Annotated in this window: 11 protein-coding genes; 7 read left to right on the forward strand and 4 right to left on the reverse strand. The window is 65.4% G+C overall.

The window, feature by feature from the left end:
- A partial coding sequence (locus DY468_RS23160) for an integrase core domain-containing protein (protein WP_164606053.1) occupies positions 1 to 209 on the forward strand: 209 nt, incomplete at its 5' end.
- A gap of 137 nt (positions 210 to 346) precedes the next feature.
- On the opposite strand, the gene DY468_RS23165 is transcribed toward DY468_RS23160, so the two are convergent.
- The gene (locus DY468_RS23165) at positions 347 to 1174 is read right to left on the reverse strand and encodes an IclR family transcriptional regulator (protein WP_349644326.1); all 828 of its coding nucleotides are present in this window, start codon (positions 1172 to 1174) and stop codon (positions 347 to 349) included.
- A gap of 225 nt (positions 1175 to 1399) precedes the next feature.
- On the opposite strand from DY468_RS23165, the gene DY468_RS23170 reads away from it, so the two are divergent.
- The 6 genes from DY468_RS23170 to DY468_RS23195 all read left to right on the forward strand — a co-directional run bounded on the left by DY468_RS23170 (position 1400) and on the right by DY468_RS23195 (position 7021).
- A complete protein-coding gene (locus DY468_RS23170; RefSeq protein ID WP_164607779.1) occupies positions 1400 to 2260 on the forward strand; it encodes a MaoC/PaaZ C-terminal domain-containing protein in 861 nt (286 codons plus the stop codon).
- A gap of 256 nt (positions 2261 to 2516) precedes the next feature.
- Positions 2517 to 3716 carry an ABC transporter substrate-binding protein gene (locus DY468_RS23175; protein WP_205512643.1) on the forward strand — a complete coding sequence of 400 codons (1200 nt, stop codon included), beginning with the start codon at positions 2517 to 2519 and terminating at the stop codon, positions 3714 to 3716.
- A 7-nt stretch (positions 3717 to 3723) separates the two neighbouring features.
- Positions 3724 to 4443, forward strand: coding sequence for an ABC transporter ATP-binding protein (locus DY468_RS23180; protein WP_110784754.1), 720 nt, complete (start codon positions 3724 to 3726; stop codon positions 4441 to 4443).
- Positions 4436 to 5140: an ABC transporter ATP-binding protein gene (locus DY468_RS23185; protein WP_164607782.1), complete on the forward strand. Its 705-nt coding sequence runs from the start codon at positions 4436 to 4438 to the stop codon at positions 5138 to 5140. Before DY468_RS23180 ends, DY468_RS23185 begins: the two co-directional genes overlap by 8 nt.
- A 10-nt stretch (positions 5141 to 5150) precedes the next feature.
- Positions 5151 to 6014 carry a branched-chain amino acid ABC transporter permease gene (locus DY468_RS23190; protein ID WP_164607784.1) on the forward strand — a complete coding sequence of 288 codons (864 nt, stop codon included), beginning with the start codon at positions 5151 to 5153 and terminating at the stop codon, positions 6012 to 6014.
- A complete protein-coding gene (locus DY468_RS23195) occupies positions 6011 to 7021 on the forward strand; it encodes a branched-chain amino acid ABC transporter permease (protein WP_164607786.1) in 1011 nt (336 codons plus the stop codon). Before DY468_RS23190 ends, DY468_RS23195 begins: the two co-directional genes overlap by 4 nt.
- A gap of 25 nt (positions 7022 to 7046) precedes the next feature.
- Here DY468_RS23195 and DY468_RS23200 read toward each other — a convergent pair whose 3' ends face one another.
- From DY468_RS23200 to DY468_RS23210, 3 genes are all read right to left on the reverse strand, one after another.
- Positions 7047 to 10205, reverse strand: a complete 3159-nt coding sequence (locus tag DY468_RS23200) for an efflux RND transporter permease subunit (protein WP_164607788.1) — start codon at positions 10203 to 10205, stop codon at positions 7047 to 7049.
- Complete coding sequence (locus tag DY468_RS23205; protein ID WP_164607789.1) at positions 10202 to 11596, reverse strand: efflux RND transporter periplasmic adaptor subunit; 1395 nt, start codon at positions 11594 to 11596, stop codon at positions 10202 to 10204. Before DY468_RS23205 ends, DY468_RS23200 begins: the two co-directional genes overlap by 4 nt.
- 90 nt (positions 11597 to 11686) lie before the next feature.
- Positions 11687 to 12082, reverse strand: coding sequence for a FixH family protein (locus DY468_RS23210; protein ID WP_164607791.1), 396 nt, complete (start codon positions 12080 to 12082; stop codon positions 11687 to 11689).
- Positions 12083 to 12322 lie beyond the last annotated feature (240 nt).

Raw genomic sequence — 12322 nt, forward strand, 5'->3', positions numbered from 1 at the left:
GCCCCCAGACCAACGGCAAAATCGAGCGCTTCTGGCGGACGCTCGACGAGGACGTGATCGAAGGTGCCACCTTCGACAACCTCGACCACTTCGCCAACGAGTTGTTCGAATACATGGTCTATTACAATAACTTCCGGCCTCACCAGGCCCTCGGCGGCAAAACCCCGAAGGACTTTGCCGCCGACAAAACCATGCGATCAACGAATTAGTGAACTCGCACAATTGCGAGGAGCGCAGCGACGAAGCAATCCAGCTCCCGTGCGCCGGACGATGGATTGCTTCGCTTCGCTCGCAATGACGGGGAGAGGCCGTCGGCAAACTCCCGACCGCATATAATGAGTGTTCATTACCCTCCCAGCGCCGCGCTGATCGCCTTGGCGGCGCGGGCGAGCGCCGGGCCGTGGTGTTCGATCAGTTGCTGCTGCGACACCAGGTAGGCCGGGCCGCCGAAGCTCAGAGCATACACCGGGCCGCCGTTCGGTGGCACGATCGCGGCGCCGACCGCGTTGATGTCCTTCCGCCACTCGCCGGTCGAGACGCAAAAGCCTTGCCGGGCCATCTCGCGCATCGACTTGGTGATCGACTTTTCGATCTTCGGCCATTCGGCGCCGTGATGGTCGCGCAATTCGGCGAGCAGCGCGCGGCGTTCATCTTCGCCGATCATCGCCAGATAGGCCTTGCCGAGCGACGTCGTGGCGAGCGGCACGCGCGACCCCGGCGGCAGCCGCAGGCCGATCAGCGCGTCGCTCTCGCAACTCTCGATGTTCAGCATCATCAGCCGTTCGCGGGTGCCGAGGCCGACGTGCAGCTGGCTGTCTTCGGCGAGCTTGGTCATGAACGGCAATGCGGCCTTGCGGACGTCGAGATTGGCGAGCGCCGCGTAGCTCAGCGCCAGTGCCCGTGCGCCGAGCTGATAGGTCGCCGAGCGCGCCTCGTAGGTGAGATAGCCGAGCTGGATCAGCGTGTGCGTCATCCGCGAGATCGTCGGCTTCGGCAGGCCGGTGCGCTCCGCAAGTTCCTGATTGCCGAGCGCGCGGTCGCCGGCGCGAAAGGCGCCGAGCACTTCGAGGCCGCGCGCCAGCGCCGAGACGAACAGCCGGCCCCCGGCATCGTCGCGGTCGGCGGCATCCGCGCGCGGCCTGCGTGCGGCCCGCTGCAGCGATTGACGTTCCACCCGGCGCTGTGCGCGATCTTCAGCACCGGCCGACGCGGATTGTTTCGCGGCCCTCGCGGGTGTGGGGGGCTTGGCGGTTGTGGTCCGGTGCGTGGTTGTCTTTGCCGCCATGAGGGTGTGTTCCGTGCGGCGTGGCCGCGGGTAGCCAGTGCGAAAATCGATTTCGCATATTGTGCGACCGTCGCCGGGGTGGCAAGCTGCACAAAAACAAGAGGAAGTGGAAGGATGCCCATCGACCCCGCGCGCTTGCGCAACTGGCCCATTCCCGAGATTGAGCAGAGCTACACCGAGCGCGACACCATGCTGTACGCGCTGGGCGTCGGCTATGGCGACGCGCCGCTCGATGCGTGCCAGCTTCGCTACGTCTACGAGCAGAATCTGCAGGTGCTGCCGTCGATGTCGGTGGTGCTGGGCTATCCGGGATTCTGGCTCGGCAACGAAGAGACCGGCGTCGACTGGCGCAAGGTGCTGCACGGTGAACAGGGCTTCGAGATCTTCAAGCCGCTGCCGCCGAAAGCGACGGTGGTGGGCCGCTCGCGCGTCACCGGCCTGTTCGACAAGGGCGCCGGCAAGGGCGCTGTGCTGTTGTCGGAACGTGATGTCGTCGACAAGGCGACCGGCGAACTGCTGTGCCGCCTGAGTGCGACCACGATGTTGCGCGGCGACGGTGGTTTCGGTGGCCCGTCCGGACCGCTGCCGGTGCCGCACGCGCTGCCGGAACGCGCGCCCGATCGATCGCTGCGGATTGCGACCTCGCCGCGCGCCGCGCTGCTGTATCGGCTCTCCGGCGATTACAACCCGCTGCACGCCGATCCCGAAGTGGCGCGCAAGGCCGGCTTCGACAAGCCGATTCTGCACGGGCTGTGCAGCTTCGGCGTGGTGTGCCGCGCGCTGGTCGAGTTGTGTTGCGACGGCGATCCGACCCGTTTGACCAAGATGCAGGCAAGGTTCTCTTCGCCGGTCTATCCCGGTGAGACCATCGTCACAGAAGTCTGGAGCGATGCGGAGGCGCAAGTGTCGTTCCGCGCCAAAGTGGCCGAGCGCGATGTCGTCGTCATCAACAACGGCTGCGCGACCGTTCGATGATGCAGTCGAGTTTATTCCGCATTCAGGAAAATGCCGGAGATCGTCTTCGGGCGTCGCGCGCTCGCCGACGCGCGAAAACCGCGTCGCCACAACGCTGGCTGGTCGTCCTGTCGAATATGTAGTTCGCCGGAGTTTAGAGATGACTTTCGTCGAGCATTGCGTATAAGTCCGCCGAATTCGCAGCAGTAACGAACAACAAAGAGGAACGCCCGTGTCCATTTCCCGACGTTCATTTGGAATCGGTGCGACTGGTCTGATGCTCGGAACGGTCGCAGCGCCTTGGGTTCGCAACGCCAGCGCCGAGCCGGCGCCGATCAAGATCGGTGTGATCAATTCGATGAGCGGCGGGCTGTCCGCCTACGCGCAGGAAGGCAAGCCGGCGTTCGATTATATCATCGATCAGATCAACAAGAACGGCGGCATCAAGAGCAAGGACGGCGCCAAGATCCAGTTGCTGCAGGCCGACGATGCCAGCCAGCCGGCGCGGACCGCGACCGAAGCGCGCCGACTGATCACTGAAGAGAAAGTGCCGCTGCTCACCGGCACCATCCTCAGCGCACAGATGCTGGCGCTGACGCCGGTGCTCGACGAGCTGAAGGTTCCGACGCTGTCGATCTGGGCCGGTGGCGCCAAGTCGACCTACATGTATTCGCTCGGCTATCCGTATGATCGCGGCTACGCCCAGTCGATGCACGACTTCATCGTGTCGTTGCGAGACAACGACAAGTTCGCGATCAAGACCGCGGTGATGTGCTACTCGAACTACGAGGCCGGCCAGCAGGTCAACAAGTTCCTGGTCGAGAAGCTGAAGGCGAGCGGCATCGAGGTGATCGGCGAGGCGCCGCTCGACACCAAGGCGCAGGACCAGACCTCGGCGATGATCCGCATCCGCTCGCTGAAGCCTGACGTCGTCACCGGGCTGGTGACGCCGCGCGACGGCATTCTGATGCATCAAGCTCGCTACAACCTCAACTACCAGGGCAGCCTGTTCGTCGGCGGCACCGGCGGCTATTCGGACCTGTCGCTGTGGAAGGATCTCGGGCCTGAGATCGGCAAGGCGGTGCTGACCCGCAATCTGTTCGGCATGACCGGCTTCAGCGCCGGCGCCAAGATGGATTCGATGCAGAAGATCATCGCCGAGCTGCGCGATGTCGCCAAGCTCGATCGCATCGGCCAGGGCGCGGTCCAATACGCCCAGGGCGCGCGCGTGCTGCAGCAGGTGCTGGAGAACGCCAAGTCGCTCGAACCCGACGCGCTGCTCGAAGCCTTCAAGAGCTTCAAGATTCCGTTCGGCGACCCGCATCTCTACATCGCCAAGCCGAAGGGACTGCAGTTCGCAGACGATCGGCTGCTCACCGACGGTTCGGCGATGATGATCCAGTGGATGCCGGATCAGAGCCAGGAAGTCGTGTTCCCGAAGGAGTTCGCCCAGGCAGCTCCGCGTCCCAAGAGCTGATCCGGCCGTGGCCCTTCTCGAAGTCGACAATATCAGCAAGCGCTTCGGCGGCCTGCTCGCGCTGAACGACGTGTCGTTCAGCGTCGAGAAGGGCGAGATCCTGGGCATCATCGGGCCGAACGGCGCCGGCAAGACGACGCTGTTCAGCGTGATTTCCGGCTTCGCGCCGCCGTCGAGCGGTGAGGTGCGGTTCGACGGTCAGCGCATCACCGGCATTTCGCCGGACCGGCTGACGCGGCGCGGCCTGGTGCGCAGTTTCCAGCTCGTTCAGACCTTCGCCGACATGACGACGCTCGAAGTCGTCACCACCGCGGCACTGACCCGCCGGCCGATCCGCGAGGCGATCGACTACGCGGCCGCCGTGCTGACCCGCGTCGGGCTCGGCGGAAAGCTCGACGAGACGCCGGCGACGCTGTCGCTGCAGGACAAGAAGCTGCTCGAAGTCGCCAAATGCGTCGCGACCGATCCGCAGTGCATCCTGCTCGACGAGGTGATGGCCGGCCTCACCATGGCCGAGACCGAAGCGCCGATGCAGATCATCCGCGAACTCAACCAGTCCGGCGTCACCATCGTGATGGTCGAGCACGTCATGCCGGTGATCATGCGGATGGCGACCCGGATGGTGGTGATCAATTTCGGCGAGAAGATCGGCGAAGGCACGCCGGACGAGATCATCAAGGACCAACGAGTCATCGACGCATATTTCGGAGAGCACCTCGATGCTTGAGGTCGAAGGGCTGGTCGCCGGCTATGGCGGCACGCCGATGCTGCGCGACGTCTCGGTGCGGCTCGCGGCCGGCGAGATCGTCGGCCTGCTCGGCGCCAACAATGCCGGCAAGACCACGCTGATCAACTGTCTGTCGGGGATTGTGCAGCCGATGGCTGGCCGCATCGTGTTCGACGGCCAGGACGTCACCCGCGCCACCGCGCGCGAACGCGTCGAGCTCGGCATCATCCAGGTGCCGGAAGGGCGGCTGGTGTTCCCGGAGATGAGCATCCGCGAGAACCTGCTGCTCGGCGGTTTCTGCGATCGCGCACGGCCGCATCGGCCGGCGCAGATGGAAAAGGTGCTCGAACTGTTTCCGCGGCTGAAGGAGCGGTTGACGCAGGCTGCCGGCACGCTGTCCGGCGGCGAGCAGCAGATGCTGGCGATCGGCCGCGGGCTGATGGCGGAAGCGCGCATCCTGATGCTGGACGAACCGTCGCTCGGCCTGTCGCCGCTGTTCGTGCAGTACATTTTCGAGATCATCGACAAGCTGCACAAGGATGGTCTGACCATGCTGCTGGTCGAGCAGAATCTCAATCTGACGCTACGCCACGCCCAGCGCTGCTACGTGCTCGAGCGCGGGCAGATCGCGGTCGAAGGCGACGCAGACATTGTAAAGAACGACCCGCGCACGCGGCAGGCCTATCTGGGGCTGTGAGGAGAATGATGTGAGCGAGTTCTGGCAGGCCTTGGCGCAAGGCGTTCTGATCGGCAGCACCTACGGGCTGCTGGCGCTGGGCATGGGGCTGGTGTACGGCGTGTCCGGCATCGTCAACTTCGCCCATGGCGACTTCATCTCGCTGGCGATGTTCATGTCGCTGGCACTGTTCTCGGCATTCGCGCTCGATCCTTACGTGTCGGCGCTGATCACTATTCCGGTGATGGCGCTGATCGGCGGCCTGGTCTACCGCTATCTGTTACGGCCGATGGCCGGGCACCAGTTCCTGATGATCGTGCAGCTCACGCTCGGCCTCAGCCTGGTGATTCAGAACGGCATCCTGATGGTGTTCGGCGGACAGCCGGCGCGGACGCCGTCGATCGTCGAATCCAAGCTGATCATCCTTGGCGATGTCGTGTTGCGGCTGCCGCATCTGATCGCGTTCGTCGTCGCTTTCGCGATGGCGATCGGGTTGTACGTGATGCTGCGCTCGACCGATTTCGGCCGCTCGATCCGCGCGGTGCACCAGAATGCCCGCGCCGCGGCGCTGATGGGCGTCGATGTCGGCCGTGTCCAGGTCGTCACCTTCGCGATCGGCGTCGGGATTCTCGCGGTCGCCGCGGCGCTGCTGCTGCCGGGCACGCCGATCACGCCGACGCAGGGCCTGCAGTACACGGTGATCACGCTGCTGGTCGTGGTGCTCGGCGGCATGACCAATTTCGTCAGCATCATGCTGAGCGGGTTGGTGATCGGCCTCTCTGAAGCGTTCGGCCAGATCTACGTGTCGGATACGCTCGGGCGGTTGGTGCCCTATGCGATCTTCGTGCTGATCATGCTGTTCCGGCCGCAGGGCCTGACCTGGAGGACGTCATGATCGGCAAGGGCTTCTACCAGACCTTGGCGTCGCCTTGGCTATGGGGCGTGCTGGCCGTCGCGGCCTGCCTGCCACTGGTACTGAACAGCTACCATCTGCATCTTCTGACCCTGGCGCTGGTCTATGTGGCGCTGGCGTCCGCGTGGAACATCGTCGGCGGCATGGCCGGCCAGATCTCGCTGGCGCACAGCCTGTTCATCGGCACCGGCGCGATGCTGTCGACGGCGCTGCTGCTCAAGTTCGGCATCAACATGTGGGCGGGGCTGGTGATTGCCGCCGCGATCTCCGGCGCGCTCGGCGCGATGATCGCCTGGATCGATTTCCGGTTCCAGCTCGGCCATTTGTCGTTCGTGCTGATCACGCTGGCGTTCGCCGAGATGGGGGCGATCATTGTCGAGGGCTGGGAATTCCTCGGTGGCGCCTCGGGCCTGCTGCTGCCGCGTGACACCGGCGACCTCCTGGCGTTCCAGTTCGGTGGCGGCCACGGCGCGTTCTGGGTGATGCTCGGGCTGGCGGCGATCATCGTGCTGGTCAACGTCGCAATCCTCAACGCGCCGCTCGGCTACTATTTGCGCACGATCCGCGATAACGAGAAGGCCGCGCAGGCGATCGGCGTCAACGTGCTGCGCCACAAGATCACCGCGATGACGATCTCAGCGGTGCTGACCTCGATCGTCGGCACCTGCTATGTGCGCTACCTCACTTTCGCCGATCCGTATCTGCTGGCGACGCCGACCATCACCATCGAGATCGTGCTGTTCGCTACCGTGGGTGGGCTCGGCCGGCCCTTCGGTCCGGCGCTCGGTGCGCTGCTGCTGGTGCCGCTCGGCGAGGTGCTGCGCGGCCAGCTCGGCGGCGCGGTGCCGGGGCTGCACTACTTCATCTATGGCGTTGTCGTGATCGTGGTGATCCTCGCCACCCCGCGCGGGTTGTTGCCGCTCGCCGAGCGGGCTTGGCGCGGCCTGCGCCGCCGCGGCCCCGAGCCGCGGCCGGCGTCTGTGTCGTAAAGCCATAGAGACTGCTGCCGGGAGATTATTCTCCCGGCAGCAGCGCGGCTCCCGCGGTGCGGCGGCTCGCGGTGCGGTTCAGTTTGAACCCTTCGATGAGCCCGTAGATCGCCGGGATCACGATCAGCGTCAGCAGCGTCGACGACACCATGCCGCCGATCATCGGCACTGCGATCCGCTGCATGATCTCCGATCCTGTGCCGCTGCTCCACAGGATCGGCAGCAGGCCGGCCATGATCGCCACCACGGTCATCATCTTCGGCCGGACGCGCTCGACCGCGCCCTCCATGATCGCACCCTGCAGATCGCGCTGCGTCAGGCTCCGGCCCTCGGCCACGCATTTCGCCTTGGCGGCGGCGAGCGCATGGTCGAGATAGATCAGCATCACGACGCCGGTCTCGGCGGCGACGCCGGCCAGCGCGATGAAGCCGACCGCCACCGCCACCGAAAGGTCGAAGCCGAGCCCCCACATCAGCCAAAGTCCGCCCACCAGCGCGAACGGTAGCGACAGCATCACGATCAGCGTCTCGGTCAGCGAGCGGAAGTTCAGGTACAGCAACAGGAAGATGATCGCGAGCGTGACCGGCACCACGATCTTCAGCCGTGCGGTGGCACGTTCGAGATACTCGTACTGTCCGCTCCAGGTCACGTAGGTGCCGGGCGGGAAGCTCACGCCCGCCTGCACCGCCTGCTTGGCATCTGCGACGTAGCCGCCCAGATCGCGGTCGCGGATATCGACATAGATGTAGGTCGCGAGCTGACCGTTCTCGGTGCGGATCGCGGTCGGGCCGCGCGCCGGCTTCACCGTCGCCACCTCGCCGAGCGGCACGGCGCCGCCGGCCGGCAGCGGCACCAGCACGTCGCGGGCGATTCCTTGCGGATCGTCCCGCAGCTCGCGCGGATAGCGCATGTTGACGGTGAAGCGCTGCCGGCCTTCCACCGTCGTGGTCACCGTTTGGCCGCCGAGCGCGGTGGCGATGGTGTCCTGCACGTCCTGGATCGCCAGCCCATAGCGCGCCAGAGCCGATCGATCCGGAACGATCTCCAGGTAGTAGCCGCCGATGGTGCGTTCGGCATAGGCCGAGGATGTGCCGGGAACCGTCTTCAGCACCTGTTCGACCTGTTTGGCGAGGCGGTCGATCTCGGCCAGATCGGTGCCCATCACCTTGACGCCGACCGGGGTGCGGATGCCGGTCGACAGCATGTCGATCCGCGCCTTGATCGGCATTGTCCAGGCATTGGAGACGCCGGGGAATTGCAGCGCCTTATCCATCTCGGCGATCAGCTTGTCGGTGGTCAGGCCGTCGCGCCATTGCTCCTTCGGCTTGAGATTGATCACCGTCTCGAACATCTCGGTCGGCGCCGGGTCGGTCGCAGTCGATGCGCGGCCGGCTTTGCCGTACACCGAGGCGACTTCGGGAAATCCGCGGATGATGCGATCCTGCATCTGCAGCAACTCGGCGGCCTTGGTGATCGACAGGCCGGGCAGGGTGGTCGGCATGTAGAGCAGCGTGCCTTCGTCGAGCGCAGGCATGAACTCGGTGCCGAGTTGGCGTGCCGGCCAGATCGAGACGCCGAGCACCACCAATGCCAGCACGATCACCAGCGTCTTGGCGCGCAGCACGCCGCGGATCACCGGACGATAGATCCAGATCAGCGCGCGGTTGATGATGTTGCGGTGCTCCGGCACGATCCTGCCGCGGACGAAGATCACCATCAGCGCCGGCACCAGCGTCACCGACAGCAGCGCCGCCGCCGCCATCGCGAACGTCTTGGTGAAGGCGAGCGGTCCGAACAGCCGCCCCTCCTGCGATTCCAGCGTGAAGATCGGCAGAAACGAAACGGTGATGATCAAGAGACTGAAGAACAGCGCCGGTCCGACCTCGGAGGCTGCCTCGATCAGGATCGCGACGCGCGATTTGCCCAGCTCGGCGCGCTCCAGGTGCTTATGGGCGTTCTCGATCATCACGATCGCGGCGTCGACCATGGCGCCGATCGCGATCGCGATGCCGCCGAGGCTCATGATGTTGGAGCCGAGGCCGAGCAGCTTCATCGCCGCGAACGCCATCAGCACGCCGACCGGCAGCATCAGGATCGCCACCAGCGCGCTGCGGACGTGCAGCAGAAAAACGATGCACACCACGGCGACCACCAGACTCTCTTCCAGCAGCGTGTGCTTCAGCGTATCGATCGCGCTGTAGATCAGTGTCGAGCGATCATACACCGGAACGATTTCGACCGACTTCGGCAGGCTGCTGGCGATCTCCTGGAATCGCTTCTTGACGTGCTCGATGACGTCGAGCGCGTTGACGCCGAAGCGCTGTAGCACGATGCCGCTGGCGACTTCGCCTTCGCCGTTGAGCTCGGCGATGCCGCGGCGCTCGTCGGGGCCGAGCTCGACCCGCGCGACGTCCTTCAGTAGCACCGGCGTGCCGCCGCTGGCCTTCAGCACGATGTTGCCGAGGTCGTTGATGTCCTTGATGTAGCCCTTGCCGCGGATCACGTATTCGAATTCCGACAGCTCGACAGTGCGGCCGCCGACGTCGGCGTTCGAGGCGCGGATCGCTTCGCGCATACGCGCCATCGTGATGCCGCGGTCACGCATCCGCTGCGGATCGAGCACCACATTGTACTGCTTGACGAAGCCGCCGATGCTGGCGACCTCGGCGACGCCTTCGGCCTTGGCCAGCGCAAAGCGCAGATTCCAGTCCTGGATCGAGCGGGTGTCGGCAAGGTTCAGCTGTTTCGACATCACCGCGTACTGATAGACCCAACCGACGCCGGTGGCGTCCGGGCCGATGCTCGGCGCGACGCCGGCCGGCAGGCGTGAGGCGGCGCCGTTGAGGAATTCCAGCACCCGCGACCGCGCCCAGTAGATGTCGGTGCCGTCCTCGAAGATCACATAGACGAACGACACGCCGAAGAACGAGAAGCCGCGCACCACTTTCGACTTCGGCACGGTGAGCATTGCGGTGGTGAGCGGATAGGTGACCTGATCCTCGATCACCTGCGGCGCCTGCCCGGGATATTCAGTGTAGACGACGACTTGAGTATCGGAGAGATCGGGGATCGCGTCGAGCGGCAGATGCAGCAGGGCGTAGAGGCCCGCGGCTGCCGCAAAGCCGGTGCCGAACAGCACCAGCAACAGGTTGCGTGCCGACCAGGCGATGATCCGGGCAATCATGGCTGGGCTCCGGCGTGGTCGTGTGCGCGATTTTGAGACGACGCCTGCGGCTCGGTGGTGGGAGCGTTCGCTCCGTCGGCAAAGCCCTTCAGCGCGGCCTTCAGATTGCTCTCAGCGTCGATCAGGAAGTTGGCGGAGGTGACCACTGCCTCGCCTTCGTCGATGCCGTGTTTGACCTCGACGACGCCTTCACCTCGTCGCCCGAGCGTCACCGTCCGCGGCTCGAACCGGCCGTCGCCCTTGTCCACCAGCACGATGCGGCGGCTGCCATTATCGAGCACGGCGGAAGTGGGGATCGTCAGCGCCGGTGCATTGCCGGCGATGTCGATCTCGGCATCGACATACATGTCCGGCAGCAGCTTCAGGTCCGGGTTTGCCAATTCGACGCGCAGCCGCGTGGTGCGGGTGTCGCGATTGACCTGCGGATAGATCACCGCAATCGTTCCGGACAGCGCGCGATCCGGGAAGGCGCGCGCCCGGATCGTTACCTTCTGGCCGACAGCGAGAGAGCCGAGATCGCGTTCAGCGACGTCGACCAGCGCCCACACCGTTGAGATGTCAGCGATCCGAAACAGCACATCGCCGACATTGGCGCGCATGCCCTCGGTGGCGTTGCGCTCCAGGACGATGCCGTCGCGTGGTGCACGCCACTGCACGCGCACAGGCGCGGTCCGCTTTCGATCCATCTCGGCGATGGTTTCCTCGGGCACGTCGAGATTAACCAGCCGCTGCCGCGATCCTCGGCCGAACGCCTCGATCGTGCCGGTGGTCTTCGAGTTGATGGTCGACAGATATTCGGCGGCAGCCGACGCGATTGCCGAGCTGTAGATCTGCATCAGCGGCTGCCCGGCTTTGACGAAGCTGCCGGTGGTGACGTCGGCGATCTTCTCGATGAAGCTCTCGCTGCGCATCGCGATCACCGAGACGCGGCGCTCGTCGAGCTGGATCACGCCCGGCGCCTTCACCAGCACATGGAGGGCGCGGCGTTCGGCCGGTTCGGATTTCACGCCGCTGCGTTGGATCTTGCCGGGGGAGAGCTTGACCGTGCCGTCCGCACTGTCCTCGCCCTCATAGACCGGGACGTAGTCCATCCCCATCGAGTCTTTCTTCGGCACCTTGGAGATGTCCGGCAACCCCATCGGGTTGCGGTAGTACAGGATCTTGCGGGTTAGATCGGGCGCCGGCTTCGGCGCCGGTTGCACCGAGGGCTCGTCCGCTTCGTAGACCGGCAGAAAAGCGCGGCCTTGGGCGTCGGTCGCCGGCACGGCCGACCAGCGCGGCGCGCCGGATGGATCGCGGTAGTACAGCGGCGACCGCTCGTCAGCCGCGGCAGGCGCCGCGAGACAGAGTCCGATCAGAAGCAGCAGGAATGGTGAGAGCAGTGTAGCCATGACGTGCACCGTCGCGCGCCGCGAGGGCGCAGTTCGATTGTCGGGAGAAGTGAGGGACGACGGCGCCGCGGCTTGCGGCGCCGCTTGCGCCTACTTGAACGCCTTGACGATCACCTTGCCGGTGACGGTCTCGGGCTCGCCCTGGACCTTCGCCGACAGCGTGATCAGGTAGCGGCCCGCCATCGGCAGGTCGGTCTTGAAGGCGTACACGCCGGGCTCCGGCGACGGCAGCGCCGTCACTGGCGACACCATGTCGGCCATGTTGTCCGGTGCCATGTCGACGCGGGTCTTGAAGATCACGGCACCTTCCACCGGCTTGCCGGTGGTCTTGTGGGTGAGGCGGATCGCGACGGTGACGTCGTCGCCTTTCTTCATTTCGGCCTTGGTGGCCTCGAAGGCGTAGTCGCCCGCGCCGGCCATTGCGGCGCTCGCAAACAGAGTGAGCGCGGCGGCGCAGGCCGCGGCGGTGCTGAATTTCGCAGTCATCATATTCTCCAAACGTGTCTGATCTCGTGCCGCGGCCGAACGGCACGCAGCATTTATCGGCGCGGGCGAAACGCTCGCGCGGCGGTCAGCGAGAGATCAGACGCGAGGAGGCCGGAACGGCGGGCTGCCGGCGTGGTCCGGCACGAACAGGTCGGCCGGGGGGAACACCGTGCCGGCGCGTTGGGCGATGAACTTCACCGGCACCGTAGCCACCGGCGAGAAGCCGACTGAGGCGCCGAC

This window comes from Rhodopseudomonas sp. BR0M22 (assembly GCF_010907035.1).
Lineage (GTDB): Bacteria > Pseudomonadota > Alphaproteobacteria > Rhizobiales > Xanthobacteraceae > Rhodopseudomonas.

Excerpts from the sequence above, each read along its gene's own strand:
- DY468_RS23170 (WP_164607779.1), top strand. The coding sequence starts at position 1,400 with ATGCCCATCGACCCCGCGCGCTTGCGCAACTGGCCCATTCCCGAGATT.
- DY468_RS23175 (WP_205512643.1), top strand. The coding sequence starts at position 2,517 with ATGCTCGGAACGGTCGCAGCGCCTTGGGTTCGCAACGCCAGCGCCGAG.
- DY468_RS23185 (WP_164607782.1), top strand. The coding sequence starts at position 4,436 with ATGCTTGAGGTCGAAGGGCTGGTCGCCGGCTATGGCGGCACGCCGATG.
- DY468_RS23195 (WP_164607786.1), top strand. The coding sequence starts at position 6,011 with ATGATCGGCAAGGGCTTCTACCAGACCTTGGCGTCGCCTTGGCTATGG.
- DY468_RS23200 (WP_164607788.1), bottom strand. The coding sequence starts at position 10,205 with ATGATTGCCCGGATCATCGCCTGGTCGGCACGCAACCTGTTGCTGGTG.
- DY468_RS23205 (WP_164607789.1), bottom strand. The coding sequence starts at position 11,596 with ATGGCTACACTGCTCTCACCATTCCTGCTGCTTCTGATCGGACTCTGT.
- DY468_RS23210 (WP_164607791.1), bottom strand. The coding sequence starts at position 12,082 with ATGACTGCGAAATTCAGCACCGCCGCGGCCTGCGCCGCCGCGCTCACT.